Annotated in this window: 32 protein-coding genes and 1 pseudogene; 25 read left to right on the forward strand and 8 right to left on the reverse strand. The window is 68.5% G+C overall.

Annotated elements, in window-relative coordinates:
- The 19 genes and pseudogenes from rpsS to sppA all read left to right on the forward strand — a co-directional run bounded on the left by rpsS (position 1) and on the right by sppA (position 11,587).
- A complete protein-coding gene (gene rpsS, locus ACAG25_RS08495) occupies positions 1–282 on the forward strand; it encodes a 30S ribosomal protein S19 (protein WP_003892827.1) in 282 nt (93 codons plus the stop codon).
- A pseudogene (gene rplV, locus ACAG25_RS08500) lies at positions 279–719 on the forward strand (50S ribosomal protein L22); the annotation flags it as partial. The gene rpsS and the pseudogene rplV, both read left to right, overlap by 4 nt.
- A gap of 17 nt (positions 720–736) precedes the next feature.
- Positions 737–1,567, forward strand: coding sequence for a 30S ribosomal protein S3 (rpsC, locus tag ACAG25_RS08505; protein WP_370487914.1), 831 nt, complete (start codon positions 737–739; stop codon positions 1,565–1,567).
- A 1-nt stretch (position 1,568) separates the two neighbouring features.
- Positions 1,569–1,985: a 50S ribosomal protein L16 gene (gene rplP, locus ACAG25_RS08510; RefSeq protein ID WP_370487915.1), complete on the forward strand. Its 417-nt coding sequence runs from the start codon at positions 1,569–1,571 to the stop codon at positions 1,983–1,985.
- Positions 1,985–2,218, forward strand: coding sequence for a 50S ribosomal protein L29 (gene rpmC / locus ACAG25_RS08515; RefSeq protein WP_370487916.1), 234 nt, complete (start codon positions 1,985–1,987; stop codon positions 2,216–2,218). Before rplP ends, rpmC begins: the two co-directional genes overlap by 1 nt.
- Complete coding sequence (gene rpsQ, locus ACAG25_RS08520) at positions 2,218–2,520, forward strand: 30S ribosomal protein S17 (protein ID WP_370487917.1); 303 nt, start codon at positions 2,218–2,220, stop codon at positions 2,518–2,520. Before rpmC ends, rpsQ begins: the two co-directional genes overlap by 1 nt.
- A gap of 75 nt (positions 2,521–2,595) precedes the next feature.
- A complete protein-coding gene (locus tag ACAG25_RS08525) occupies positions 2,596–4,944 on the forward strand; it encodes an arylsulfatase (protein ID WP_370487918.1) in 2,349 nt (782 codons plus the stop codon).
- 189 nt (positions 4,945–5,133) lie between these two features.
- Entirely contained in the window at positions 5,134–5,502 is a 369-nt protein-coding gene (gene rplN, locus ACAG25_RS08530) for a 50S ribosomal protein L14 (protein WP_014814254.1), read from the forward strand.
- Complete coding sequence (gene rplX / locus ACAG25_RS08535; RefSeq protein ID WP_370487919.1) at positions 5,503–5,820, forward strand: 50S ribosomal protein L24; 318 nt, start codon at positions 5,503–5,505, stop codon at positions 5,818–5,820. It abuts the gene before it with no gap.
- Between the two features lies 1 nt (position 5,821).
- On the forward strand, positions 5,822–6,388 hold the full coding sequence (gene rplE / locus ACAG25_RS08540) for a 50S ribosomal protein L5 (protein WP_370487920.1): 567 nt from the start codon (positions 5,822–5,824) through the stop codon (positions 6,386–6,388).
- Between the two features lie 4 nt (positions 6,389–6,392).
- Positions 6,393–6,578 carry a type Z 30S ribosomal protein S14 gene (locus ACAG25_RS08545; protein ID WP_126335172.1) on the forward strand — a complete coding sequence of 62 codons (186 nt, stop codon included), beginning with the start codon at positions 6,393–6,395 and terminating at the stop codon, positions 6,576–6,578.
- Positions 6,579–6,663: 85 nt separating this feature from the next.
- On the forward strand, positions 6,664–7,062 hold the full coding sequence (rpsH, locus tag ACAG25_RS08550) for a 30S ribosomal protein S8 (RefSeq protein WP_098002479.1): 399 nt from the start codon (positions 6,664–6,666) through the stop codon (positions 7,060–7,062).
- 14 nt (positions 7,063–7,076) lie between these two features.
- Positions 7,077–7,616: a 50S ribosomal protein L6 gene (rplF, locus tag ACAG25_RS08555; RefSeq protein WP_370487921.1), complete on the forward strand. Its 540-nt coding sequence runs from the start codon at positions 7,077–7,079 to the stop codon at positions 7,614–7,616.
- 3 nt (positions 7,617–7,619) lie between these two features.
- Positions 7,620–8,024 (forward strand): 50S ribosomal protein L18, encoded by a 405-nt coding sequence (rplR, locus tag ACAG25_RS08560; RefSeq protein WP_370487922.1) that lies wholly within the window; start codon positions 7,620–7,622, stop codon positions 8,022–8,024.
- Between the two features lie 37 nt (positions 8,025–8,061).
- Positions 8,062–8,721 carry a 30S ribosomal protein S5 gene (rpsE, locus tag ACAG25_RS08565; RefSeq protein WP_370487923.1) on the forward strand — a complete coding sequence of 220 codons (660 nt, stop codon included), beginning with the start codon at positions 8,062–8,064 and terminating at the stop codon, positions 8,719–8,721.
- 3 nt (positions 8,722–8,724) lie between these two features.
- Entirely contained in the window at positions 8,725–8,904 is a 180-nt protein-coding gene (rpmD, locus tag ACAG25_RS08570) for a 50S ribosomal protein L30 (protein WP_014814261.1), read from the forward strand.
- Between the two features lie 3 nt (positions 8,905–8,907).
- Positions 8,908–9,348, forward strand: coding sequence for a 50S ribosomal protein L15 (rplO, locus tag ACAG25_RS08575; RefSeq protein WP_370487924.1), 441 nt, complete (start codon positions 8,908–8,910; stop codon positions 9,346–9,348).
- A 118-nt stretch (positions 9,349–9,466) separates the two neighbouring features.
- Positions 9,467–9,814, forward strand: a complete 348-nt coding sequence (locus tag ACAG25_RS08580) for a DUF732 domain-containing protein (protein WP_370487925.1) — start codon at positions 9,467–9,469, stop codon at positions 9,812–9,814.
- A 30-nt stretch (positions 9,815–9,844) separates the two neighbouring features.
- A complete protein-coding gene (gene sppA, locus ACAG25_RS08585) occupies positions 9,845–11,587 on the forward strand; it encodes a signal peptide peptidase SppA (protein WP_370487926.1) in 1,743 nt (580 codons plus the stop codon).
- Here the strand turns inward: sppA and ACAG25_RS08590 are convergent.
- Both ACAG25_RS08590 and ACAG25_RS08595 read right to left on the reverse strand, forming a co-directional pair.
- Positions 11,553–12,485: a class I SAM-dependent methyltransferase gene (locus ACAG25_RS08590; protein ID WP_370487927.1), complete on the reverse strand. Its 933-nt coding sequence runs from the start codon at positions 12,483–12,485 to the stop codon at positions 11,553–11,555. The two genes, sppA and ACAG25_RS08590, sit on opposite strands and share 35 nt — an antisense overlap.
- Positions 12,486–12,489: 4 nt before the next feature.
- The gene (locus tag ACAG25_RS08595; RefSeq protein WP_370487928.1) at positions 12,490–13,389 is read right to left on the reverse strand and encodes a class I SAM-dependent methyltransferase; all 900 of its coding nucleotides are present in this window, start codon (positions 13,387–13,389) and stop codon (positions 12,490–12,492) included.
- 234 nt (positions 13,390–13,623) lie between these two features.
- On the opposite strand from ACAG25_RS08595, the gene secY reads away from it, so the two are divergent.
- The 4 genes from secY to ACAG25_RS08615 are packed head-to-tail and all read left to right on the forward strand — an operon-like array spanning position 13,624 to position 16,789.
- Entirely contained in the window at positions 13,624–14,961 is a 1,338-nt protein-coding gene (gene secY / locus ACAG25_RS08600) for a preprotein translocase subunit SecY (protein ID WP_370487929.1), read from the forward strand.
- A complete protein-coding gene (locus ACAG25_RS08605; protein ID WP_370487930.1) occupies positions 14,958–15,503 on the forward strand; it encodes an adenylate kinase in 546 nt (181 codons plus the stop codon). Before secY ends, ACAG25_RS08605 begins: the two co-directional genes overlap by 4 nt.
- Positions 15,504–16,301, forward strand: a complete 798-nt coding sequence (gene map, locus ACAG25_RS08610; protein ID WP_370487931.1) for a type I methionyl aminopeptidase — start codon at positions 15,504–15,506, stop codon at positions 16,299–16,301.
- Complete coding sequence (locus tag ACAG25_RS08615; protein ID WP_370487932.1) at positions 16,298–16,789, forward strand: MarR family transcriptional regulator; 492 nt, start codon at positions 16,298–16,300, stop codon at positions 16,787–16,789. The genes map and ACAG25_RS08615 overlap by 4 nt, the downstream gene beginning before the upstream one ends.
- 4 nt (positions 16,790–16,793) lie before the next feature.
- Here ACAG25_RS08615 and ACAG25_RS08620 read toward each other — a convergent pair whose 3' ends face one another.
- Genes ACAG25_RS08620 through ACAG25_RS08630 form a run of 3 tightly spaced genes read right to left on the reverse strand, consistent with a single transcriptional unit; the run spans position 16,794 to position 19,698 of the window.
- A complete protein-coding gene (locus ACAG25_RS08620) occupies positions 16,794–17,840 on the reverse strand; it encodes a cytochrome P450 (protein ID WP_370487933.1) in 1,047 nt (348 codons plus the stop codon).
- Positions 17,837–19,039: a GAF domain-containing protein gene (locus ACAG25_RS08625; RefSeq protein ID WP_370487934.1), complete on the reverse strand. Its 1,203-nt coding sequence runs from the start codon at positions 19,037–19,039 to the stop codon at positions 17,837–17,839. Before ACAG25_RS08625 ends, ACAG25_RS08620 begins: the two co-directional genes overlap by 4 nt.
- Positions 19,036–19,698: a response regulator gene (locus ACAG25_RS08630; RefSeq protein WP_370487935.1), complete on the reverse strand. Its 663-nt coding sequence runs from the start codon at positions 19,696–19,698 to the stop codon at positions 19,036–19,038. The genes ACAG25_RS08625 and ACAG25_RS08630 overlap by 4 nt, the downstream gene beginning before the upstream one ends.
- 104 nt (positions 19,699–19,802) lie before the next feature.
- On the opposite strand from ACAG25_RS08630, the gene ACAG25_RS08635 reads away from it, so the two are divergent.
- Complete coding sequence (locus ACAG25_RS08635) at positions 19,803–20,552, forward strand: HAD family hydrolase (protein ID WP_370487936.1); 750 nt, start codon at positions 19,803–19,805, stop codon at positions 20,550–20,552.
- Here ACAG25_RS08635 and ACAG25_RS08640 read toward each other — a convergent pair.
- A complete protein-coding gene (locus tag ACAG25_RS08640; protein ID WP_370487937.1) occupies positions 20,525–21,832 on the reverse strand; it encodes a glycosyltransferase in 1,308 nt (435 codons plus the stop codon). The two genes, ACAG25_RS08635 and ACAG25_RS08640, sit on opposite strands and share 28 nt — an antisense overlap.
- Positions 21,833–21,879: 47 nt before the next feature.
- On the opposite strand from ACAG25_RS08640, the gene ACAG25_RS08645 reads away from it, so the two are divergent.
- Positions 21,880–22,563: a TetR/AcrR family transcriptional regulator gene (locus ACAG25_RS08645; RefSeq protein WP_370487938.1), complete on the forward strand. Its 684-nt coding sequence runs from the start codon at positions 21,880–21,882 to the stop codon at positions 22,561–22,563.
- On the opposite strand, the gene mmsB is transcribed toward ACAG25_RS08645, so the two are convergent.
- Together mmsB and ACAG25_RS08655 are read right to left on the reverse strand one after the other, a co-directional pair.
- Positions 22,529–23,404, reverse strand: coding sequence for a 3-hydroxyisobutyrate dehydrogenase (gene mmsB, locus ACAG25_RS08650; protein ID WP_370487939.1), 876 nt, complete (start codon positions 23,402–23,404; stop codon positions 22,529–22,531). The genes ACAG25_RS08645 and mmsB overlap by 35 nt on opposite strands.
- 19 nt (positions 23,405–23,423) lie before the next feature.
- Complete coding sequence (locus tag ACAG25_RS08655; protein ID WP_370487940.1) at positions 23,424–24,587, reverse strand: acyl-CoA dehydrogenase family protein; 1,164 nt, start codon at positions 24,585–24,587, stop codon at positions 23,424–23,426.
- Between the last annotated feature and the right edge of the window lie 4 nt (positions 24,588–24,591).

Genomic DNA, 24,591 nt, shown 5'->3' on the forward strand with positions numbered 1-24,591 from the left:
ATGCCACGCAGCCTGAAGAAGGGCCCGTTCGTCGACGACCATCTGCTCAAGAAGGTCGACGTCCAGAACGAGAAGAACACCAAGCAGGTCATCAAGACCTGGTCTCGCCGGTCGACCATCATCCCGGACTTCATCGGTCACACCTTCGCCGTCCACGACGGTCGCAAGCATGTCCCGGTGTTCGTCACCGAGGCGATGGTCGGGCACAAGCTGGGCGAGTTCGCTCCCACCCGCACCTTCAAGGGTCACATCAAGGATGACCGGAAGAGCAAGAGGCGATGACTACAGCGATTGAATACCCGTCAGCGTCGGCCAGGGCGCGCTACGTGCGCGTCTCGGCGACCAAAGCCCGCCGGGTCATCGACCTGGTCCGCGGCAAGAGCGTCGAGGAAGCTCTCGACATCCTGCGGTGGGCGCCGCAGGCCGCCAGCGAGCCGGTCGCCAAGGTGATCGCCAGCGCCGCGGCCAACGCGCAGAACAACGAGGGTCTCGACCCGTCGACGCTGGTGGTCGCGACCATCCACGCCGACGAGGGCCCCACCGCCAAGCGCATCCGTCCGCGCGCCCAGGGCCGCGCCTTCCGGATCCGCAAGCGCACCAGCCACATCACGGTGATCGTGGAGAGCCGGCCGAGCCGCTCCGCCCGTGGCGCTTCGGCGTCGGCCGCCCGCTCGCGTCGCGCGCAGGCCAGCAAGGCTGCTTCTGCCAAGTCCGAGACGAAGGGAGGCTCGGAGTAGTGGGCCAGAAGATCAATCCGCACGGCTTCCGCCTCGGCATCACCACCGACTGGAAGTCCCGTTGGTATGCCGACAAGCAGTACGCCGACTACATCAAGGAAGATGTCGCGATCCGCAAGCTGCTGGCCACCGGCCTGGAGCGGGCCGGTATCGCCGACGTCGAGATCGAGCGCACGCGTGACCGCGTCCGGGTGGACATCCACACCGCGCGTCCGGGCATCGTGATCGGCCGTCGCGGCACCGAGGCCGACCGCATCCGCGCCGACCTGGAGAAGCTGACCGGCAAGCAGGTCCAGCTGAACATCCTCGAGGTCAAGAACCCCGAGTCGGTGGCCCAGCTGGTCGCCCAGGGTGTGGCCGAGCAGCTGAGCAACCGTGTGGCGTTCCGCCGCGCGATGCGCAAGGCCATCCAGTCGGCGATGCGTCAGCCCAACGTCAAGGGCATCCGGGTGCAGTGCTCGGGCCGCCTCGGCGGCGCCGAGATGAGCCGCTCGGAGTTCTACCGCGAAGGTCGCGTCCCGCTGCACACGCTGCGCGCGGACATCGACTACGGCCTCTACGAGGCGAGGACCACCTTCGGCCGCATCGGCGTGAAGGTCTGGATCTACAAGGGCGACATCGTCGGTGGCAAGCGTGAGCTCGCCGCCGCCCCCGCCGCGGACCGTCCGCGCCGTGAGCGTCCGTCGGGCACCCGCCCGCGTCGCAGCGGTGCGTCGGGCACCACGGCCACCAGCACTGACGCCGGGCGTGCTGCCGAGGCTCCTGCCGTCGCGGAAGCGACCCAGGGCACCGAGGCCGCCGCCGGCGCGACCGAGAATACGGAGAGCTAGCATGCTGATCCCTCGCAAGGTCAAGCACCGCAAGCAGCACCACCCCAAGCAGCGTGGCCTCGCCAGCGGCGGCACGTCGGTGAGCTTCGGCGACTACGGCATCCAGGCGCTCGAGCACGCCTACATCACCAACCGGCAGATCGAGTCCGCTCGTATCGCCATCAACCGGCACATCAAGCGTGGCGGCAAGGTGTGGATCAACATCTTCCCGGACCGTCCGCTGACCAAGAAGCCCGCCGAGACCCGCATGGGTTCCGGTAAGGGTTCGCCGGAGTGGTGGGTCGCCAACGTCAAGCCGGGTCGCGTGCTCTTCGAGCTCAGCTACCCGAACGAGGAGATCGCCCGCGCCGCGCTGACGCGTGCGATCCACAAGCTGCCGATCAAGGCACGCATCGTCACCAGAGAGGAGCAGTTCTGATGGCAGTGGGCACCTCGCCCGGTGAACTGCGTGAGCTCACCGACGACGAACTGACCGAGAAGCTGCGCGAGTCCAAGGAAGAGCTGTTCAACCTGCGCTTCCAGATGGCGACCGGCCAGCTTGCCAACAACCGCCGGCTGCGCACGGTCCGGCAGGAAATCGCACGGGTCTACACCGTGCTGCGCGAACGCGAGTTGGGTCTGGCCGCCGGACCCGGAGGTGAGGATTCGTAATGGCAGACAGCGATCAGAAGGGGCCCAAGTACACGCCCCGCACGGAGAAGCCGCGCGGCCGTCGCAAGACCGCGATCGGTTACGTCGTCTCCGACAAGATGCAGAAGACCATCGTGGTCGAGCTGGAGTCCCGTAAGAGCCACCCGCTCTACGGCAAGATCATCCGGACCACCACCAAGGTCAAGGCCCACGACGAGAACGAGGCCGCCGGTGTCGGCGACCGCGTCTCGCTGATGGAGACCCGCCCGCTGTCGGCCACCAAGCGCTGGCGACTGGTCGAGGTCCTCGAGAAGGCCAAGTAACACCGAAGTACCGAAACGACCCCGCATGCCCTCAAGGCGGCGGGGTTTTTTCGTTCACCGTGTAACCTCCCGGGCATGACCGCGGGTTTCAACGGCAAGATCGAGCTCGACATCCGTGACTCCGAACCGGATTGGGGCCCGTTCGCCGCTCCGACGGCACCACCGGACTCGCCCAACGTGCTCTACCTCGTGTGGGACGACATCGGGATCGCGACGTGGGACTGCTTCGGCGGGCTGGTCGAGATGCCCACCATGAGCCGCATCGCCGAACGCGGGGTGCGGCTTTCGCAGTTCCACACCACCGCGCTGTGCTCGCCGACGCGGGCCTCGCTGCTGACCGGACGCAACGCCACCACCGTCGGGATGGCCACCATCGAGGAGTTCACCGACGGTTTCCCGAACTGCAACGGCCGCATCCCGTTCGACACCGCGCTGCTGTCAGAAGTGTTGGCCGAGAACGGATACAACACCTACTGCCTGGGCAAGTGGCACCTGACGCCGATCGAGGAGTCGAATCTGGCTGCGAGTAAACGGCATTGGCCGTTGTCGCGCGGATTCGAGCGCTTCTACGGGTTTCTGGGCGGGGAGACCGACCAGTGGTATCCCGACCTCGTCTACGACAACCACCCGGTGGCCCCTCCGGCCGGCCCGGAAGACGGCTACCACCTGTCGAAGGATCTGGCCGACAAGACCATCGAATTCGTCCGCGACGCCAAGGTCATCGCGCCCGACAAACCCTGGTTCGCCTACGTGTGCCCCGGCGCCGGGCATGCCCCGCACCACGTCTTCAAGGAGTGGGCCGACCGGTATGCCGGAAAGTTCGACATGGGCTACGAGCGTTACCGCGAGATCGTGCTGGAGAACCAGAAGCGGATGGGCCTGGTCCCCCCGGACACCGAACTGTCGTCGCTGAACCCGTATTCCGACGTCACCGGTCCGGACGGCCAACCGTGGCCGGAGCAGGACACGGTGCGGCCCTGGGATTCCCTCGACGACGACGAGAAGCGGTTGTTCGCCCGCATGGCCGAGGTGTTCGCCGGGTTCCTGTCCTACACCGACGCCCAATTGGGCCGCGTGCTCGACCATCTCGAGGAGACCAGGCAGCTCGACAACACCGTCATCGTGGTGATCTCCGACAACGGCGCCAGCGGTGAGGGCGGGCCCAACGGCACGGTCAACGAGGGCAAGTTCTTCAACGGCTACATCGACAGCGTCGAAGAGAGCATGCGCTCGTTCGACGTACTCGGCAGTCCGGAGACCTTCCCGCACTATCCGATCGGTTGGGCGATGGCGTTCAACACGCCGTACAAGCTCTACAAGCGATACGCCTCCCACGAGGGCGGCATCGCCGATCCCGCGATCATCTCCTGGCCCAACGGAATCAAGGCCCACGGCGAGGTGCGCGACAACTACGTCAACGTCGCCGACATCACCCCCACGGTGTACGACCTGCTCGAGATCACCCCGCCGGCCACGGTGCGCGGAGTGGCGCAGAAACCGCTCGACGGCGTGAGCTTCAAAGTGGCACTGGACAATCCGAGCGCCCCCACGGGCAAGGACACGCAGTTCTACACCATGCTGGGCACCCGCGGGATCTGGCACAAGGGGTGGTTCGCCAACGCCGTGCACCCGGCGTCGCCGTCGGGTTGGTCGCATTTCGATGCCGACCGCTGGGAGCTCTACCACATCGAGAACGACCGCAGTCAGTGTCGCGATCTGGCCGCCGAGCATCCCGACAAGCTCGCCGAGATGGTGGACCTGTGGTTCGCCGAGGCCGCGAAGTATCAGGGTCTGCCGCTGTCGGATCTCAGCGTGATGGAGACCATGATGCGCTGGCGCCCGCACCTGGCGGGGGAACGCGACTCCTACACCTACTACCCGGGCACCGCCGATCTGGGCGGCGGCGCGGCGGTGGAGTTGCGTGGGCGCTCCTTCGCGATCCTGGCCGACGTCACCCTCGACGACGATGCGGCCGGTGTCGTCGTCAAGCACGGCGGCGCCCACGGCGGGTACGTGATGTACCTGGCCGACGGGCACCTGCACTTCACCTACAACTTCCTCGGCGAGATCGAGCAGACGTTGACGTCGGCGCGTCCGGTCGGCGCAGGGCCCCACACGCTGGGGTTCGCCTACACCCGCACCGGCACGGTGGAGAACAGCCACACGCCGCTGGGCGCGGCCGCGCTGTACATCGACGGCGCGGAGGTCGCCACGTACGCCGACATGCAGACCATGCCGGTGACGTTCGGGCTGGCGAGCGTCAGTCTCAGCGTCGGACGCAACTCCGGTTCGCCGGTGTCGCGGGCCTACACCCCGCCGTTCCCGCTGCGCGGCGGCACCATCACCCGGGTCGACGTGAACGTCTCGGGCGCGCCGTATGTGGACCTCGAACGCCAGTTCGCCCGCGCCTACGCCCGGGACTGACACACACCGGCGCCTGACCGGCGCAAACGGGGATTTGGCGCATTCGCCGAGCTCACCTAGTATGTACGGGTTGCCTTAGGCAGACCTCGGCCGATCTCGCGATGGGCCCCGCGTGCCTTTTGGTGACAAGACCGCGCACGTCAGGGTCGGTAATCCTGCGTGCACACAGTAACCAGGTCAGGAGATCTAGTGATTCAGCAGGAATCGCGGCTCAAGGTCGCCGACAACACGGGCGCCAAGGAGATCTTGTGCATCCGCGTGCTCGGCGGTTCGTCGCGGCGCTACGCCGGCATCGGGGATGTCATCGTGGCGACTGTCAAGGACGCCATCCCCGGCGGCAACGTCAAGCGCGGCGACGTCGTCAAGGCGGTCGTGGTGCGCACCGTCAAGGAGCGCCGCCGCGCCGACGGCAGCTACATCAAGTTCGACGAGAACGCCGCCGTCATCATCAAGAACGACAACGACCCGCGCGGGACCCGCATCTTCGGGCCCGTCGGTCGTGAGCTGCGCGAGAAGCGCTTCATGAAGATCGTCTCGCTTGCCCCGGAGGTGTTGTAGATGAAGGTCCGCAAGGGCGACACCGTGCTGGTGATCTCCGGCAAGGACAAGGGTGCCAAGGGCAAGGTCCTGGTGGCCTACCCCGATCGCGAGAAGGTCCTCGTCGAGGGCGTGAACCGGATCAAGAAGCACACCGCGCAGTCGGCCAACGAGCGTGGTGCCTCCTCCGGCGGCATCGTCACGCAGGAGGCGCCGATCGCCGTCTCCAACGTGATGCTGCTCGACTCCGACGGTAAGCCCACCCGCGTCGGCTACCGCATCGACGCCGAGACCGGCAAGAAGGTCCGCGTCGCCAAGACCAATGGCAAGGACATCTGAGATGACCAGCACCGAAACCAAGAGCCTGCCGCGCCTGAAGCAGCGCTATCGCGAAGAGATCCGCGAGACCCTGCAGAAGGAGTTCGGCTACGCCAACGTCATGCAGATCCCGGGTGTGGTGAAGGTCGTCGTGAACATGGGTGTCGGCGACGCCGCCCGCGACGCCAAGCTGATCAACGGCGCCGTCAACGACCTGACCCTGATCACCGGCCAGAAGCCGGAGATCCGCCGGGCCCGCAAGTCCATCGCGCAGTTCAAGCTGCGTGAGGGCATGCCGATCGGAGCGCGGGTGACCCTGCGCGGCGACCGGATGTGGGAGTTCCTGGACCGGCTCATCTCGATCTCGCTGCCGCGTATCCGCGACTTCCGCGGCCTGAACCCCAAGCAGTTCGACGGCACCGGCAACTACACGTTCGGGCTGACCGAGCAGTCGGTGTTCCACGAGATCGACGTCGACAGCATCGACCGCCCCCGCGGCATGGACATCACCGTCGTCACCTCGGCGACGAACGACGACGAGGGACGGGCGCTGCTGCGGGCGCTGGGCTTCCCGTTCAAGGAGAAGTGAGCAGATGGCAAAGAAAGCTCTGATCAACAAGGCCAACAAGAAGCCGAAGTTCAAGGTGCGTGGCTACACGCGCTGCAACAAGTGCGGCCGGCCCCACTCGGTGTACCGCAAGTTCGGGCTGTGCCGCATCTGCCTGCGCGAGATGGCGCACGCGGGCGAGCTGCCCGGCGTGCAGAAGTCCAGCTGGTAGCAGCCGGCGACCTACAGACCCAACGAAACAGTTGCGGTAGGCCCGTGGGAGCGGGAACCGCCGCGAGAAAGGTGAACCGGCTGTCATGACCATGACGGATCCGATCGCAGACTTCTTGACACGTCTGCGCAACGCCAACTCGGCGTACCACGACGAAGTGACCCTGCCGCACAGCAAGATCAAGGCCAACATCGCCGAGATCCTCAAGCGCGAGGGCTACATCAGCGACTACCGCACCGAGGACGCCCGCGTGGGCAAGTCCCTCGTCGTGCAGTTGAAGTACGGCCCCAGCCGGGAACGCAGCATCGCGGGCCTGCGCCGGGTGTCCAAGCCCGGCCTGCGCGTCTACGCGAAGTCCACCAACCTGCCGCGCGTGCTCGGCGGGCTGGGTGTGGCGATCATTTCCACGTCGTCCGGTCTGAGGACTGACCGCCAGGCGGCCCGCGAGGGCGTCGGCGGCGAGGTCCTCGCGTACGTGTGGTGAGGGAGGGCTAGAACATGTCTCGCATTGGAAAGCAGCCGGTCGCCGTCCCCAACGGGGTCGACGTGACCATCAACGGACAGAACGTGGCGGTCAAGGGCCCCAAGGGCACGCTGACTCTCGACGTCGCCGAGCCGATCGAGGTCTCGCGTGACGACGACGGCGCCATCCTGGTCAGCCGTCCCAACGACGAGCGTCGCAACCGGTCGTTGCACGGCCTGTCGCGCACGCTGATCGCCAACCTGGTGACCGGCGTGACCGAGGGCTACACGCTGAAGATGGAGATCTTCGGCGTCGGTTACCGCGTGGTGGCCAAGGGCAGCGACCTGGAGTTCGCGCTGGGCTACAGCCACCCCGTGCTGATCAAGGCTCCGGAGGGCGTCACCTTCACGGTCGAGTCGCCCACCAAGTTCTCGATCTCGGGAATCGACAAGCAGAAGGTCGGCCAGATCGCGGCCAACATCCGCCGCCTGCGCAAGAGCGACCCCTACAAGGGCAAGGGGATCCGCTACGAGGGCGAGCAGATCCGCCGCAAGGTCGGAAAGACAGGTAAGTAGTAGATGGCTACCAAGACTCAAGACGCCGGATACAAGCCGGTCGGCAAGAACATCTCCGAGACGCGTCGCACCTCGCGGCTGCGTCGCCACGCCCGCCTGCGCAAGAAGGTCGTCGGCACCGCCGAGCGTCCGCGCCTGGTGGTCAACCGCTCGTCGCGGCACATCCACGTGCAGCTCGTCGACGACTCGCAGGGTGTGACGCTGGCGGCGGCCTCGTCCACCGAGGCCGACGTCCGGGCGATCGACGGCGACAAGAAGGCCGCCGGCACCCGGGTCGGTCAGCTCATCGCCGAGCGCGCCAAGGCGGCCGGCATCGAGGAGGTCGTCTTCGACCGCGGCGGGTACACCTACGGCGGACGGATCGCCGCGCTGGCCGATGCCGCACGCGAAGGCGGGCTGAAGTTCTGATGAAGACCGACATGAACCGAACCGGAAGGAAAGCATGATGGCCGAGCAGGCTGTGGGAGCCGGCGGGCCGTCGAGCGACGGCCGCGACGGCAGGGGCCGGGGACGCCGCGACGACCGCGGTGGCCGCGGTGGTCGTGACGACCGTGAGAAGAGCAACTACCTCGAGCGCGTGGTGTCGATCAACCGCGTCTCCAAGGTGGTCAAGGGTGGTCGCCGATTCAGCTTCACCGCGCTGGTGATCGTCGGCGACGGCAAGAGCATGGTCGGCGTCGGCTACGGCAAGGCCAAAGAGGTGCCCGCCGCGATCGCCAAGGGTGTCGAGGAAGCTCGCAAGAACTTCTTCCGGGTTCCGCTGATCGGCGGCACCATCACCCATCCCGTGCAGGGTGAGGCGGCGGCCGGTGTGGTGCTGCTGCGCCCCGCCAGCCCGGGTACCGGTGTGATCGCCGGCGGTGCTGCGCGTGCGGTGCTGGAGTGCGCCGGGGTGCACGACATCCTGGCCAAGTCGCTGGGCAGCGACAACGCGATCAACGTGGTGCACGCGACCGTGGCCGCGCTGAAGATGTTGCAGCGCCCCGAAGAGGTCGCGGCTCGCCGCGGCCTGCCGATCGAGGATGTAGCGCCCGCCGGCATGCTCAAGGCCCGCCGCGAAGCGGAGGCCCTGGCCGCCAGCGCCGCGCGTGAGGGAACGGCGTAACTGATGGCAGAGCTCAAGATCACCCAGGTGCGCAGCACCATCGGCGCGCGGTGGAAGCAGCGCGAGACGCTGCGCACCCTGGGCCTGCGCAAGATCCGCCAGTCCGTGGTCCGCGAGGACAACCCGCAGACCCGCGGACTGATCAAGACCGTGCACCATCTGGTCACGGTTGAGGAGGTCTAGAACATGACGATCAAGCTGCACGACCTGCGGCCCGCGCCCGGCGAGAAGACCGCCAAGACGCGCGTCGGTCGCGGTGAGGGCTCCAAGGGCAAGACCGCCGGCCGCGGCACCAAGGGCACCAAGGCGCGCAAGAACGTGCCGGTGACCTTCGAGGGTGGCCAGATGCCGATCCACATGCGGCTGCCCAAGCTGAAGGGCTTCCGCAACCGGTTCCGCACCGAGTATGCGGTGGTCAATGTCGGCGACATCGCCAAGGCGTTCCCGGAAGGGGGCACCGTCGGTGTCGACGAGCTGGTGGCCAAGGGCCTGGTCCGCAAGAACACGCTCGTGAAGGTGCTCGGCGACGGCAAACTGACCGCCAAGGTCGACGTGACCGCGCACAAGTTCAGCGGCAGTGCCCGCGAGGCGATCACCGCCGCCGGCGGCAGCGCCACCGAGCTGTAACACCAAGCGCCACACAGAAGCCCCTGCCTCGGCAGGGGCTTTCTGCGTGCCTGTGCTCGTAACGCGCGCGGCGCCGCCGGCGATTAGACTGCGCGGGGGAAATCACCGAGGAGCAACCATGATTCGCTACCGTCGCACCACGATCGCGACGATGGCCGTCGCCGTCCTGGCGGCGGTGGGTACGGCCGCGCCGGCGGCTGCCCAGCCCGACGACGCGCGGTTCACCGACGCGGTGTCCGGGCTCGGCATCGACACCACCCGCATCGACGACGTCCCCGCCGTCGGGCGTCAGGTCTGCGACATGCTCACCTCCGGTCTGGCCGGCAACGTCAACCCGGTGCCGGTGGTGCGGGGTGTGCGGACCACCCTGCAGAACTCCGGTCTGGAACGCGACAAGGCCACCGCGCTGATGCGGGTGTCGGTCAGCGCGTACTGCCCGCAGTACGGGCGTTTCGTCGGTCGCTGACCTGTCGCGGGCCGTCGGTAGGCTCGGTTGATGCTCACTCTGCTGTCCGGGATGCCGGGTTTCGACGACGTCCGTCAGTTGGTCCGCAAGGTCGACACCGCCCGCCACCAGGGCGTGCCGGCCGGCGCCATCCTCGAACTCGACCTGCAGAGCGTGCCGCCCGAGACGGTCGGGTTCGACCCTCTCGCGATTCTCAACGGTGCCGGACGACCCCTGTTGCTGCGCGAGGCCGTGGACGCGATCTACCGGGCCGCCGAGGATCCGCGGGTGGCCGGCCTGATCGCGCGGGTGCAGATCACCGCAGCCCCGCCCGGCCCGGTGCAGGAGCTGCGCGAGGCCGTCGCCGCGTTCACCGCGCGCAAGCCGTCGCTGGCGTGGGCCGAGACCTATCCCGGCACCCTGTCCTACTACCTGGCCTCGGCGTTCGGCGAGGTGTGGATGCAGCCGTCGGGCACGGTCGGGCTGGTCGGGTTCGCCACCAGCGCGCTGTTCCTGCGCGACGCCCTGGACAAGCTCGGTGTGGAGGCACAGTTCGTCGCGCGCGGCGAGTACAAGTCCGCGGCCAACCTGTTCACCGAACACGGCTACACCGAGGCGCACCGCGAGGCCGACGCAGCCCTGGTGAACAGCCTGCGCGCCCAGGTCTGGGAAGCCGTGGCCGCCTCCCGCAAGATCGACGTTGCCGCGCTGGACGCGCTGGCCGACCGCGCACCGCTGCTGCGCGACGACGCGGTGGCCGCCGGCCTGATCGACCGCATCGGCTTCCGCGACGAGGCCTATGCCCACATCGCCGACGTCGAGGACGCCGACGCCGACGACGCGCCGCCGCGCCTGTACCTGTCGCGTTACGCGCGCGCCAAGAAGCCGAGCGTGCCGGGCCTCAAGAGTCGCCCGAAGATCGCGGTGGTGACGCTGTCCGGGCCGATCGTCAGCGGCCGCGGCGGCCGCCAGCTCTCACCGATGGGCAGTTCGGCGGCCGGCGGGGACACCATCGCCGCGGCGCTGCGCGAAGCCGCCGCCGACGACGACGTCGCCGCGATCGTGCTGCGCGTCGACAGCCCCGGCGGCTCGGTGACCGGTTCGGAGACCATCTGGCGGGAAGTCGCACGCACCCGGGAACGCGGGACTCCGGTGGTGGCGTCGATGGGCGCGGTGGCCGCCTCCGGCGGCTACTACGTGTCGATGGCCGCCGACGCCATCGTGGCCAATCCGGCGACATTGACCGGCTCGATCGGCGTGGTCACCGGGAAACTGGTGGCCCGCGGACTCAAGGACCGCCTCGGGGTGGGCTCGGACACCGTGCGCACCAACGCTAACGCCGACGCCTGGTCGGTCGACGCGCCGTTCACCGCGGAACAGCAGGCCCACGTCGAAGCCGAGGCCGACCTGTTCTACACCGACTTCGTGGCCCGGGTGGCCGACGGCCGCAAGATGAGCGTCGAGGACGTCGACCGGGTGGCGCGCGGGCGCGTGTGGACCGGCGCCGACGCGCACGCCCGCGGCCTGGTCGACGAGCTCGGCGGACTGCACACCGCGATCCGGCGCGCCAAGGCGCTGGCCGGGATCGACGAGGACACCAAGGTCGCGGTCATCCACCTGCCGGGGTCGTCGCTGCTCGACGTGCTGCGGCCCAAACCGTCGTCACAACCGGCGGCCACGCTGGCCGACGCCCTGGGGGTGTTGGCGCTGCGCTCGGTGACCGATGTGGTCGACCACACGCAGCGGTCCCTGACCGGGGTCAACGCGTTGTGGCTGGGCCCAACTCGCCTCTGACGTAGATGATCTGCCCGCCCAGCGGGTCCTGGGCGGCGGCGTCGGCGAGCAGGGTGCGCCCGTAGCGCGCGAACAACTCCTCGCGTGGTGTGGCTGTCACCTGCCAGCCGAGACCGCCCAGGTAGTCGACGACGTGGCTGCGCTCGCCGGCGTAGACCAGCGTGGACATGTCCAGGTCCAGGCCGTGCTGCCGCAGCGGTTGTGCCAGGGCGCGCGCCTTCTCGGCGTCGAAGTCGACGATGCCCGGCACGTATTCGGTGGACACCGTGGAGCCGGGCGCGGACAGCGCGGTGACCCGGTCGAACAGCAGGTCCTGGGCGTCGGACGGCAGATAGATCAGCAGGCCCTCAGCCAACCACGCGGTGGGCGCCGACGGGTCGAAACCGTTGTCGGACAGCGCTTTCGGCCAGTCCTGGCGCAGATCGACGGCCACCGTGCGCCGGGTCGCGCGCGGCTGGGCGCCCAGATCGGCCAGTGTCTGCGACTTGAAGTCGACGACGCGGGGCTGGTCGAGTTCGTAGACCACCGTGCCGGCCGGCCAGTCCAGCCGGTAGGCGCGCGCATCCAGGCCGGCGGCCAGGATCACCACCTGGCGGATACCGGACCGGGCCGAATCGAGCATGCTGTCGTCGAAGAAGCGGGTGCGCACCGCCATCCCGTCGATCATGGCCTGCACCCGCTCGGCGGACATGTCGGGGAACAGCGACAGATCGAGTTCGCCGTCGAGCATCTTGACGAAGAAGTCCAGCCCCACCGCGCGCACCAACGGCTCGGCGAACGGGTCGTCGATCAGCGGATCGGGGTCCGCGCCGGCCATCGCGCGGGCGGCGGCGACCATCGTGGCCGTGGCGCCCACGCTGGAGGCCAGGTCCCAGGTGTCGTCCTCGTTGCGTGCCACGGCGTCAGCCCAGCCGGGCGGTGAGGTAGCCGGAATCGCCGATCATCGCCATCAGATCGTTCTTCGGCGGCTCGAATCCGTTGACGGCGTAGGCCGCCGCGGTGGGCAGGATGTCGGTCTGCCAGCCCTGGCCCCGCAGGTGCTCGGCGGCCGAGGTGCGCGGGCCGTTGTAGAACAGTTCCTCGAGGTTGACGTCGCTGCCGTGCCTGCGGGCCCGGTCGGTCATGGCCTTGGCCCAGTCGCCGGTGAGCGCCTGGGCGTCCATGTGCTCGGTGGCCAGCCGGCTGCCGGGCGCACTGAGCTCGGTGATGTGGTCGAGCAGCCGGTCCTGGGCGTCCGGCGGCAGGTAGATCAGCAGGCCTTCGGCGATCCACGCCGTCGGTGCGGTGTCGTCGAAACCACTGTCGCGTAGGGCGGTGGCCCAGTCGTCGCGCAGATCGATCCCCACGGTGCGCCGCTCGGCGGCCGGCGTCGCACCCGCCTCGGCGAGCACGCGGGTCTTGAACTCGATCACGCTGGGCTGGTCGATCTCGTAGACGGTCGTGCCCGCCGGCCACTGCAGGCGGTAGGCGCGCGTGTCCAGGCCGGAGGCCAGGATGACGGCCTGGGTGATGCCGTCGGCGGTGGCGGCGGTGAAGAAGTCGTCGAAGAACCGGGTGCGCACCGCGATCTGCTCCCGCATCAGTTGGGCGCCGAACAGCGGATCGGAGTCGAAGTCGATCTCCCCGCGCGCCACCTTGATGAAGTGCGGCAACCCGACGGCCTCGACCAGAATGGCGGCGTACGGGTCGTCGATCAGAGCGTCGGGCCCGCGGCTGGCGAACGCCCTCGTCGAGGCGACCGACGTCGCGGTGGCCCCGACGCTCGACGCCAGATCCCAGGTGTCGCGATCGCTGCGTGCCATGGTGACTCCCGCCCTCCCAACTAATTAGCTAACTTAAGAAGCTCCCACGACTGTACGCTTCTGATTCGGGGCAACAGGACGTCAACTGTTAGTCTCGTAGACTGTTTGAACGCGTGACTTGCGCAGGCCTTATGCCTGCTCGTGCCGTCGCGCGCACGACTTAACGCCCAACGCTGGTCACGCCAGCCACATGAGCACGCCGCGATCGACGACTCGGCCGTGCAGGAGGAAAGAGTGCTCTCGGCTTTCATCTCATCTCTGCGGACAGCCGATCTGAGGAACAAGATCCTGTTCACCCTCGGCATCGTGATCCTCTACCGTGTCGGCGCAGCGATCCCGTCCCCGGGCGTGAACTATCCCAACATCCAGAAGTGCATCGCCGATGTCAGCGGTGGCGAGTCGGGACAGATCTATTCGCTCATCAACCTGTTCTCCGGCGGCGCACTGCTGCAGTTGACGGTGTTCGCGGTCGGCGTGATGCCCTACATCACGGCCAGCATCATCGTGCAGCTGCTCACCGTGGTGATCCCGCGGTTCGAGCAGCTCCGTAAAGAGGGGCAGGCCGGCCAGGCCAAGATGACGCAGTACACGCGTTATCTGTCGATCGCATTGGCCATCCTCCAGGCCACCAGCATCGTCGCCCTCGCGGCCAACGGCGGGCTGCTGCAGGGCTGCACCCTCGACATCATCGAAGGCCAGAGCGAGGGCCTCAACATCTTCACCCTCGTCGTGATCGTGCTGGTCATGACCGCCGGCGCGGCGCTGGTGATGTGGATGGGCGAGCTGGTCACCGAGCGCGGCATCGGCAACGGCATGTCCCTGCTGATCTTCGCCGGTATCGCGGCCCGCATCCCGGTCGAGGGCAACATGATCCTGGAGGACCGCGGTGGGCTGGTCTTCACCATGGTCTGCGTCGCGGCCCTGGCCATCCTGGTGGCCGTGGTGTTCGTCGAGCAGGGTCAGCGCCGCATCCCGGTGCAGTACGCCAAGCGCATGGTCGGTCGTCGCATGTACGGCGGCACGTCGACCTACCTGCCGCTGAAGGTCAACCAGGCCGGCGTCATCCCGGTCATCTTCGCGTCGTCGCTGATCTACATCCCGCATCTGATCAGCCAGTTGGTGGCCAGCGCGGGCGACGGCACCAACACCAGCTGGTGGCAGACGTTCGTCGCGGAGAACCTGACCAACCCCGCCGACCCGATCTACATCGGCATCTACTTCGGTCTGATCGTGTTCTTCACGTACTTCTACGTGTCGATCTCGTTCAACCCGGACGAACGCGCCGACGAGATGAAGAAGTACGGCGGCTTCATCCCCGGTATCCGGCCCGGTAAGGCCACCGCCGACTACCTGAGGTTCGTGCTGAGCCGCATCACGCTGCCCGGCTCGATCTACCTGGGTGTGGTGGCCGTGCTGCCGAACCTGTTCCTGCAGATGGGCAGCGGCGCGACGTTGCAGAACCTGCCGTTCGGCGGTGTCGCGGTGCTCATCATGATCGGCGTCGGTCTGGACACCATCAAGCAAATCGAAAGCCAGCTGATGCAGCGCAACTATGAAGGGTTCCTCAAGTGAGAATCGTGTTGTTGGGGCCGCCCGGGGCGGGCAAGGGAACGCAGGCTGCGAAGCTGGCCGAGAAGCTCGGTGTTCCCCACGTCTCGACCGGTGACCTGTTCCGGTTCAACATCACCAACGGCACCGAGCTGGGCCTGGAGGCCAAGAAGTACCTCGACGCCGGCGACCTGGTCCCCGCGACGCTGACCAACGCGCTCGTCGACGACCGGCTCGACGACGAGGACGCCGCCCAGGGCTTCATCCTCGACGGCTTCCCGCGCTCGGTGGAGCAGGCCAAGGCGCTCGACGGGATGCTCGAGAAGCGCAACCTGTCGCTGGACGCGGTGCTGGAGTTCCGGGTGCCCGAGGAGGAATTGGTCACCCGGCTGAAGGGCCGCGGTCGTGAGGACGACACCGAGGACGTCATCCGCAACCGGTTCAAGGTCTACCGCGACGAGACCGCGCCGCTGCTGGACTACTACCGCGACACGGTGACCACCGTCGACGCCGTCGGTGAACTCGACGCGGTGTTCGAACGCGCGCTCAAGGCGCTCGGCCGCTAGATGGTGTCGCTCCCCGGCTTGCGCACCCGCAAGGTCGTTCCCCAGCGCACCGCGGGCGAGCTCGACGCGATGGCCGCGGCGGGCGCCCTGGTCGCGGCGGCGCTGAAGGCCGTGCGCGCGGCCGCCGCGCCCGGGGTCAGCACCAAAGAGCTCGACGCCGTCGCCGAATCCGTCATCCGCGACGGCGGCGGGATCCCGTCGTTCCTCGGCTACCACGGATTCCCGGCGACGATCTGCGCCTCGGTCAATGACCGCGTCGTACACGGCATCCCGACGGCCGAGGAGATCCTCGCCGAGAGCGATCTGGTGTCGATCGACTGCGGTGCCATTCTCGACGGCTGGCACGGCGACTCCGCCTTCACGTTCAGCGTCTGCGCGGCCCGATCCGACGATCAGGCGCTGTCGGACGCCACCCGCGAGTCCATGGAGGCCGGTATCGCGGCGATGATTCCCGGCAACCGGCTCACCGACGTCTCGCACGCCATCGAGTGCGGCACCCGGGCGGCGGAGAAGCGGCATGCCCGCTCGTTCGGCATCGTCGCCGGCTACGGCGGGCACGGCATCGGCCGCGAGATGCACATGGACCCGTTCCTGCCCAATGAAGGCTCGCCGGGACGCGGCCCGTATCTGGCGCCGGGTTCGGTGCTGGCCATCGAGCCGATGCTGACGCTGGGCACCAAGCGCACCGTGGTGCTCGACGACGAGTGGACCGTGGTGACCGCCGACGGCTCGCGTGCCGCGCACTGGGAACACACCGTCGCGGTCACCGACGACGGACCGCGCATCCTGACGTTGTGACCAACCGGGACCCGATCGCGGTCGCGCGCGCCAACTGGGAGAGCAGCGGGTGGGGTGACGTCGCCGACGGGATGGTCGCGGTGACCTCGGTGATGCGGGCCCACCAGATTCTGTTGGCCCGCGTGGAGAACGCGTTGCGGCCCTACGATCTGAGTTTCTCCCGCTACGAACTGCTGCGGCTGCTGGCGTTCAGCCGCACCGGCGCCCTGCCGATCACCAAGGCCTCCGACCGGCTGCAGGTCCACGTCACCAGCGTCACGCACGCGATCCGGCGGTTGGAGGCCGACGGGCTGGTCGAGCGGCTGCCGCACCCGACCGACGGACGCACCACGCTGGTGCAGATCACCGACCTGGGTCGGTCGACGGTCGAGGACGCCACCGTCACGCTGAACAACGACGTCTTCGCCGACATCGGCATGTCCGACGCCGAGTCGCGGGCGCTGACGGCGTCGATCCAGACGCTGCGCCGCAACGCCGGCGACTTCTGATCCCTCAACTCAGTCGCAGGGTCAGCTCCGAGAATCCCGCGGCGGGATACCTGGCGGCGACGGCCCGCCCGCCGGGCGAAATGTGCCGCGTTGCGGCGAACAGCTCCTCGAGCACGATCCGGAACTCCATGCGCGCCAGGGGCGCCCCGGGGCAGACGTGGATACCGCGCCCGTACAGCAGGTTGCGCGACGGGTCGCGCCCGAGCCGGAACTCGTCGGCGGCGTCGAATGCGTCCGGGTCGCGGTTGGCCTCCGCCCAGACCACCGTCACGGGCGCATCGGCGGGAATGCGGACGTCGCTGAGCGTGACCTCGTGCGTGGTGCGCCGCCGGTTGGTGATCAGCGGGGCGTGCAGGCGCAGGATCTCGTCGCAGGCGGGTTCGATCAGCGTCGGGTCGGCGCGGAGCCGGTCCTGCACCTCGGGGTGGGCGGCCAGGAAGTGCGCGAGGATGCCGACGCCGGCGGCGATGGTGCCGAGCTCACCGACGGTCCAGTTCCGCACGATCGAGACGATCTCGTCGTCGCGCAGCGGCCGACCCTCGACGACCTCGCCCAGCAGATCGGTGGTGACGTCGGCCGGCGCATCCGGGCCCCGCCGCGCGTCGAGTTGCTCACGGATATGGCCGTCGAACTCCAACGCCACCGCCGACATCGCCTCCCGGTCCTGGGCGTGCACGGCGGCGTGGTTGCTCTTGATCCAGCGGCGCAGCGGTTCCCGCAGGGAGTCGGGCCAGCCCATGAAGGCGCATTGCGCGCTGCCCGCGTAGGGCTCGGCGAACGTCTCGACGAAGTCGAACTCGTCATCGCGCGGCAGCGCGGCCGCCAGCTCCGCGGTGATCGCGCGCAGGGTCGGTTCGAAAGCGGTCATCCGGTCGGCGGTGAAGTAGCGGTCGACGACGGCGCGAAAGACCGTGTGCTGCGGGGGATCCATGCCGTTGGGCACCGAGACATGCCGCTGGGACACGACGTTGGAGAACTCGCCGGGGTGGTCGAGGACGTGGACGACATCGGCGTGCTTGTCGACCTCGAATGTGTGGTGGGTTTCGGTCACCGGGGTGCCGCCGCAGGAACGGGAACGGTCGCGGTCACGGTGGTGCCGGCGCCCGGACGCGACCGGATGTTGAGCCGTCCCCCCACGATCTCCGCCCGCTCAGCCATCGACAACAGACCGTAGCCGCCCATCTCGTCGGCACCCAGCGGGTGCTCGAAGGTGTCGAAACCGACGCCGTCGTCGGCGATCTCCAGCCGCGCGACGTCACCGTCTACACGGAACGTCAACCGCGTCGAACTGGCCCCGGCGTGTTTGACGACGTTCTGCAGGCACTCCTGGGCGATGCGATACAGCGCGAGCTCGATGTGGTCGGGCAGCCGGGTGTCGGCGAGGTCGACCTCGATCCCGATCTGGGGGATCGACCGGGCCAGGCTGGCCAGACCGCCGGACAGCCCCAGGTCGTCGAGCACCGGTGGGCGCAGCCCGCTGATCGCGGCCCGCGCCTCCTGCAGCGTCAGATCGGCGAGGTCGCGGGCCCGTTCGAGCTGCTCGGTCAACGCGGCCCGGTCGTCGAGCGCCTGGGCCGCGGCATCCAGACGGTAGGACAGCGTGACCAGCCGCTGGGAGATGCCGTCGTGGATGTCGCCGGCCAGCCGGCGGCGCTCCAGTTCCTGCGCCTCGATCACCTGCTCGACGAAGTTCTCGTGCGCGCGTTCGCGGGCCGCGAGCTGCCGGTGCAGACGCGCCTGGTGCATCGCCCCGGCAATCAGCCGGCCGATCACCAACAGCAGCTCGACGTCGCGGTCACCGAAATCGCGCTCGGCGACGGTGTGCACATTGAGCACTCCCACCAGGCCTCCCGGGGCGGTCTCCATCGGCACCGACACCATGGAGGTGAAGTCGCGGCCGCGCAGCGACTGAAACGGCAGATACCGCGGATCGGACTCCTTGTCCCGCAGGATCACCACCGGTTTGCGGTTGCTGGCGACCCATCCCGAGATGCCGTGCCCGAGCGGCAGCCGGATCTTGCCGACCTCGGAGTCGAACGGCGGAGTGGCGCCGGCCAGGGTCAGCGATCGCTCGGTGTCGTCGAGGACGTGGACGAAGCACACGTCACTGTCGGTGGACGCCGTGATCATCCGGGCCGCGGCTGCGGCCAGGGGCTCCACTCCGGGCCCGCTGGAGGCCGCTTGGATGAGTTCGCGCAGCAGCGCCAACTCCCGGTCTGCGGTCAGGACGGCGCGGGCGGACGAGCTCATTGGTAGATGCCTTCCCGCAGCGCGGTGGCCACCGCGCCGGTGCGGTCGCTGACCCCGAGCTTGCGGTAGATCGAGCTCAGGTGGGTCTTGACGGTCTCCTCGCCGATGATCAACTTCGCCGCGATGGCGCGGTTGGACAGCCCGTTGACCACCAGGGCCAGGATCTCGCTCTCCCGCTGGGTCAGCCCCTGGCGGGCGCCGGGCCAGAATTCGTCGCGCTGCAATCGCGCGGCGGTGTCGACGGCGCGCGCGGCCATGCCGGGATCGATCGCGGTGGCGCCGCCGTGGGCGAGTTCGAGCTGACGGACGAGTTCCTCGCTGCTGATGCTCTTGAGCAGGTAACCCGCCGCGCCGACCCGCAACGCCTGGAACAAGTACTGCTCGTCGTCGTACACCGACAACATCACGACCTTGCGCCCCGGGTCGCGGGCGCGCAGTTGGGCGCAGACGTCCAGCCCGCTGGACCCCTGCATGCGCACGTCGCACAGCACGATGTCGGGATCGTGTTCGGTCACCACGTCGAACACGTGGTCGGCGCCGACGGCCTGACCCACCACGGTGACGCGGCTGCCGAATGCGGCCAGCATCGCCTTGAGCCCTTCGATGACCATCTCGTGGTCGTCCACCAGCACGATTCGCACCGGGGCAGCGTCGGCCATGACCCAACTCTAGGGGCGCGCCCGCCCGGCGCCGGGCAAGATGGCGCGGCGAATCCCCCTAATGGGGGAGGCGGAGCAGATGTGATCTGCGCCACCATCTGTGCATGCAGCCTATCGACGGGAAAGCGTGGCGGGCCGGCCGGTTCTGGTGGGACTGGCCGCGGCCCAGTGACGCGAACATGGTTCCGCTGCGCGCGGTGGTCGTCGACCTCGACGCCCTCGCCGACATCGACCTGGCCGGGCACCTGCCCGCGTTCAACGCGGCGTTCGCCGAACTCGGCCTGGACATCACCTGGTCCGTACAGCGCTACCGCCAGCTCCGCGTGCTGTCCGACGAACGCACCCGGGTTGCCGCCGAACTGCGCAAACGCGGCGTCCGCTGCGAATGCGACGTGCTGGCCGAGTTGCTCGTCGACGAGATCTGCGCGACCAAGGCGATGATTCTCGCCGAGACGATCCTCGACGCCGATGTGGCGCCCCGCCCCGACATCGCCGAGCTGATCACCGAGGCGCTCGGCGCGGGTGTCGCGGTGGCCGTGGTGAGCACGGGAAGCCACACCTGGGTGGAGCCGCTGGTGCGTCAGCTGATCGGCGACGGTGTGGTTTCGGCCGTGGTCACCGCCGACGACGCCCAGGACGGGGATCTGTATCAGCACGCCCTGGCCGAGCTGGGCGTGACGCCGAACGACTCGCTTGTGTTCGCGGGGTCTCCGGCGAGTCAGCGCGCTGCGACGGCGGCCGGGGTGCCCACGGTGCTCGTCGCCGACGACGACGGCCGCGCGCCGTTGCACCTGGCCGATTGTCAGCAGGTGCGTGACACCTGGAATCAGTCACACTCGATCACGGCGGCCTGAGCGCGTCGCCGGCTGACGTCGTCGATGACGCCGGTGAGCACCTGGTATCCGCTGCTTGCCGCCATCTCGTTCGCCATACGGCGCGCCGCGCCGCGGTAACTCGGGTCTTCCAGCACGCGCCGCACCGCGCGACGCAGGGCAGGGACTGCGGGGCGCTCGCGGCGGATCTGCACGCCGACCCCGGACCATGCCACGCGGGCGCCGACCTCGGGCTTGTCCTCTTTCCCGCCCGTGGCCACGATCGGCACGCCGTAGCGCAGCGCGTACTGCACGCCTCCGTATCCGCCGTTGGTGACGAAAACATCGGTGCGCGGCAGCAATTCGTCGTACGGCAGGTATCCGGCGGCGCGCACGTTGGCCGGCAGAGCCGGCAGCGTGTCCAACGGTCGGCCGCCTGTGGAGACCACGACCAGGACGTCGTCGTCGGCGAGCGCACGCGCGGTCGGGACGATCAGCTGGGTGTAGTCCTTGTTGGCGATGGTGCCCTGCGTGACGTGCACGATCCTGCGGGTGCCGTCGAGGTCGCCCCACCACGGCGGTAGCGGCGCCTGCGACCCGCTGGCCGACAACGGTCCCGCGAAGTGCACGTGCGACGGTAGGTCCGAGCGCGAATATTCGAACGACGGCACGGTGAACTGGACGACCGCGTCGGCGTGGCGCAACCCGTCCATCACGGAGAACGGCAGGTCGGTGCCGTGCAGCTGCCGGTGGATCTCGTTGCTCAGGTCGGTGGCCCCGCGCAGCACGCGCCGCGTCATCCGCTCCAGCACCGCGTTGCGGGCGCGGTTGCCCCACCGCGCGGGTGCCAGCCCGAGCCCGAACGGTGCGACGTCCGGGCTCGACATCGACATCGGCAGCACCCCGCAGTAGACGATCGGCGGTCGCGTGGATGACGGATAGCCCAGCAGGAACGAGGCGGCCGCGAAGGTCGGTTCCACGAGCAGCACGTCGACGGCTTGCTCGGCGTGTGCCGCGAGCACGGCTTCGACCTGCGCCGGGACGGGACGCACGAACATGTGCTCGATGTCGAACGCGACGGCGTTGACGCCGTGCAACGCGGCGCGTTGGGGGAACCGGACGTCGGGGTCCACGCGGTCGTCGTAGTCGGCGTCGCCGCGGAGGGCGATGTGCCGGGCGCCGGTGTCGGTCACGGCCTCGGCGAACCGGGAGCCGGTGAGGAAGCGGACGTCGTCGCCGCGGGCGACGAGGTGACGGGCGACGGCCAGCAGCGGTGTGACGTGGCCGTGGATCGGCACGCTGGCGATCAGGATCGAGGCCACGGTGGCTCCTTCGGAGATTTGAATACCGGCAGGTAGTATTCAGTACCATGGCATACAGGTCAATATCCGATCCGGACGAATCGACGCGCCGCTACCGGTCCGAGCTCCGACGCCAGCAAGCCGAGCAGACCCGGCATGCCGTCGTTTCGGCCGCGGCGCGGCTCTTCGCCGAGAACGGATATGCGCGCACCACACTGGCCAAGATCGCGTCCGAGGCCGGGGTGTCGGTCGAGACCGTGCAGACCCACGGACCGAAAGCCGCGTTGATGATCGCGGCGGTCGAGTACAGCGCGTTCGGGCGAAGCGGCGACCGGAACATCCTCGACGGCGACGTCGGGGAGCGGTTGGCACAGATCGACGACCCGGTGGCGGCAGCCGAGTTCGTGGTGTCGATGCAGGTGGAGTTACACAGGCGCTCAGCCCACACCGCGCGGGCGTTGTTCACCGGTGCGGCGATGGACGCCACTCTGGACCGCTACCTCGAGGAACTACTGGCCGGCATCAAACGGCAGGTTCGCCGCGTCCTGGTGGTGTTCCGCGAACAGGGTTGGCTGCGCGAGGATCTCCCGTTCGACGAGCTCGTCGAGACCGCAGCGCTGCTCGCCGACGTCGAGACCTATCTCAAGATCGTCGACCGCGGCAGGTGGAGTGAGCAGGCCTACCGGAAGTGGTTGCGCCGGATGCTGATCGAGACGGTCATGCGCCCCGCAGCAGTTCGATCACCGCGCTGAAGTCCTTGTCGGCGTGGTCTTTGACGAACTCCGCGTAGATCTCGGCGGCATGTGAGCCCAGCGGCGCTCGGCTGCCCGTCGATTCCACCGCGGCCATCGCCAGGCCGAGGTCCTTGTTCATCAGCGCGGCCGCGAATCCCGGCTTGAAATCGTTGTTGGCCGGCGACGTCGGGACAGGGCCGGGCACCGGGCAATTGGTGTGCACCGCCCAGCAGTTGCCCGTGGCGCCGGTGATCACGTCGAACAGCGACTGCGCCGGCAGGCCGAGCTTCTCGGCCAGCACGAAGGCCTCGCCGATCGCGATCTGCTGCACCGCGAGCACCATGTTGTTGCACAGCTTGGCGGCCTGGCCCGCGCCGGACGCGCCGCAGTGGATGATCTTGCCCGCCATGGGTTCCAGCACCGGCTTGGCCCGCTCGAAGGCCTCGTCTTCACCGCCGACCATGAACGCCAGCGTGCCCGCCGTGGCGCCCTTGATGCCGCCGGAGACGGGTGCGTCGATCTGGGCCAGCCCCCGGTCGGTGGCCTGGGCGTGGATGGCGCGGGCGTCGTCGACGGAGATCGTGGAGGTGTCGATCAGCAGCGCTCCGGACTTGGCCGCCGGCACCACCTCGTCGTACACCGACTTGACGATGTTGCCGTTGGGTAGCGACGTGATGACCACGTCGGCGTCGGCGACCGCGGCGGCGCCGGTGTCGAAGACCTTTGCGCCCTTGGCTTTTGCCGCCTCCTTCAGCTCGGCGACCAGGTCGAAGGCGTGCACCTCGTGGCCGGCGCCCACCAGGTTCGCCGCCATCGGGCCGCCCATGTTGCCCAGGCCCAGGAACGCGATCGTCGTCATCTGTTATCCCCGTCGGTTGTCAGGATGCGCGGGCTTTACCAGCGGCTGCCCGCCCGATCACCACGCGCATGATTTCGTTGGTGCCTTCCAGGATCCGATGCACCCGCAGATCGCGGACGATCTTCTCCAGGCCGTACTCCCGCAGATAGCCGTAGCCGCCGTGCAACTGCAGCGCCTGGTCGGCCACCTCGAAGCACGCGTCGGTGACGTAACGCTTGGCCATCGCGCACAGCTCGACCTTGTCGGGATGGTCGGCGTCGAGAGCGGTTGCGGCGCGCCACAACAACACCCGCGAGGTCTCCAGCGCGGTGGCCATGTCGGCCAGGGTGAACCGGATGGTGGGCTCGTCGAGCAGCGAACCGCCGAACGCGTGCCGGTCGGCCAGATACGCCCCGGCCTTCTCGTAGGCGCTCTGCGCACCGCCCAGTGAGCAGGCCGCGATGTTGATGCGACCGCCGTTGAGCCCCTTCATCGCGATGCCGAAGCCGGCACTCTGACCGTCGGGCCCACCGAGCATCGCGTCGGCGGGGACCCGCGCGCCCTCGAAGATCACCTGTTTGGTGGGTTGGGCGTTCCAGCCCATCTTCTGCTCGTCGGTGCCGAAGCTCAGACCGGGTGTGTCCTTGTCGACGACGAACGTCGAGATACCTTTCGGTCCGTCGTCGCCGGTGCGGGCCATCACCACGTAGACGTCGGAGGACCCGGCGCCGGAGATGAACTGCTTGACCCCGTCGAGGATGTAGTCATCCCCCGACCGAACGGCTTTGGTGCGCAACGCACTCGCGTCCGATCCGGCACCCGGCTCGGTCAGACAGTAGCTGGCGATGGCGTCCATCGACGCCAGCCGCGGCACCCACTCCTTGCGCTGTTCCTCGGTGCCGAAGCTGTCGACCATCCACGCGCACATGTTGTGGATGGACAGGAACGCCGCCACCGTCGGATCCGCGGTCGCGAGCTTCTCGAAGATGCGTACCGCGTCGATGCGGCGCAGCCCGCTGCCCCCGGCGTCCTCGCGACAGTAGATGGCCGCCATGCCGAGTTCGGCGGCCTCGCGCAGCACGTCGGTGGGGAAGTGGTGCGTCTCGTCCCACTCCAGGGCGTGCGGCGCGAGGCGCTTCTCGGCGAACGCGGCGGCCGTCTCGGCGATGACGCGCTCGTCCTCGTCGAGGCCGAAATAGTCCATATCG

Source organism: Mycobacterium sp. pV006, assembly GCF_041287115.1.
In the GTDB taxonomy this organism is placed as follows: Bacteria; Actinomycetota; Actinomycetes; order Mycobacteriales; family Mycobacteriaceae; genus Mycobacterium.

Excerpts from the sequence above, each read along its gene's own strand:
- rpsH (WP_098002479.1), top strand. The coding sequence starts at position 6,664 with ATGACCATGACGGATCCGATCGCAGACTTCTTGACACGTCTGCGCAAC.
- rplE (WP_370487920.1), top strand. The coding sequence starts at position 5,822 with ATGACCAGCACCGAAACCAAGAGCCTGCCGCGCCTGAAGCAGCGCTAT.
- rpmC (WP_370487916.1), top strand. The coding sequence starts at position 1,985 with ATGGCAGTGGGCACCTCGCCCGGTGAACTGCGTGAGCTCACCGACGAC.
- rpsQ (WP_370487917.1), top strand. The coding sequence starts at position 2,218 with ATGGCAGACAGCGATCAGAAGGGGCCCAAGTACACGCCCCGCACGGAG.
- rpmD (WP_014814261.1), top strand. The coding sequence starts at position 8,725 with ATGGCAGAGCTCAAGATCACCCAGGTGCGCAGCACCATCGGCGCGCGG.
- ACAG25_RS08635 (WP_370487936.1), top strand. The coding sequence starts at position 19,803 with ATGCAGCCTATCGACGGGAAAGCGTGGCGGGCCGGCCGGTTCTGGTGG.
- ACAG25_RS08595 (WP_370487928.1), bottom strand. The coding sequence starts at position 13,389 with ATGGCACGCAGCGATCGCGACACCTGGGATCTGGCGTCGAGCGTCGGG.
- rplF (WP_370487921.1), top strand. The coding sequence starts at position 7,077 with ATGTCTCGCATTGGAAAGCAGCCGGTCGCCGTCCCCAACGGGGTCGAC.
- ACAG25_RS08525 (WP_370487918.1), top strand. The coding sequence starts at position 2,596 with ATGACCGCGGGTTTCAACGGCAAGATCGAGCTCGACATCCGTGACTCC.
- ACAG25_RS08645 (WP_370487938.1), top strand. The coding sequence starts at position 21,880 with ATGGCATACAGGTCAATATCCGATCCGGACGAATCGACGCGCCGCTAC.
- rplX (WP_370487919.1), top strand. The coding sequence starts at position 5,503 with ATGAAGGTCCGCAAGGGCGACACCGTGCTGGTGATCTCCGGCAAGGAC.
- rpsE (WP_370487923.1), top strand. The coding sequence starts at position 8,062 with ATGGCCGAGCAGGCTGTGGGAGCCGGCGGGCCGTCGAGCGACGGCCGC.
- ACAG25_RS08655 (WP_370487940.1), bottom strand. The coding sequence starts at position 24,587 with ATGGACTATTTCGGCCTCGACGAGGACGAGCGCGTCATCGCCGAGACG.
- rplR (WP_370487922.1), top strand. The coding sequence starts at position 7,620 with ATGGCTACCAAGACTCAAGACGCCGGATACAAGCCGGTCGGCAAGAAC.
- mmsB (WP_370487939.1), bottom strand. The coding sequence starts at position 23,404 with ATGACGACGATCGCGTTCCTGGGCCTGGGCAACATGGGCGGCCCGATG.
- map (WP_370487931.1), top strand. The coding sequence starts at position 15,504 with ATGGTGTCGCTCCCCGGCTTGCGCACCCGCAAGGTCGTTCCCCAGCGC.
- ACAG25_RS08545 (WP_126335172.1), top strand. The coding sequence starts at position 6,393 with ATGGCAAAGAAAGCTCTGATCAACAAGGCCAACAAGAAGCCGAAGTTC.
- ACAG25_RS08580 (WP_370487925.1), top strand. The coding sequence starts at position 9,467 with ATGATTCGCTACCGTCGCACCACGATCGCGACGATGGCCGTCGCCGTC.
- rpsS (WP_003892827.1), top strand. The coding sequence starts at position 1 with ATGCCACGCAGCCTGAAGAAGGGCCCGTTCGTCGACGACCATCTGCTC.
- sppA (WP_370487926.1), top strand. The coding sequence starts at position 9,845 with ATGCTCACTCTGCTGTCCGGGATGCCGGGTTTCGACGACGTCCGTCAG.
- ACAG25_RS08630 (WP_370487935.1), bottom strand. The coding sequence starts at position 19,698 with ATGGCCGACGCTGCCCCGGTGCGAATCGTGCTGGTGGACGACCACGAG.
- rplP (WP_370487915.1), top strand. The coding sequence starts at position 1,569 with ATGCTGATCCCTCGCAAGGTCAAGCACCGCAAGCAGCACCACCCCAAG.
- ACAG25_RS08625 (WP_370487934.1), bottom strand. The coding sequence starts at position 19,039 with ATGAGCTCGTCCGCCCGCGCCGTCCTGACCGCAGACCGGGAGTTGGCG.
- rplO (WP_370487924.1), top strand. The coding sequence starts at position 8,908 with ATGACGATCAAGCTGCACGACCTGCGGCCCGCGCCCGGCGAGAAGACC.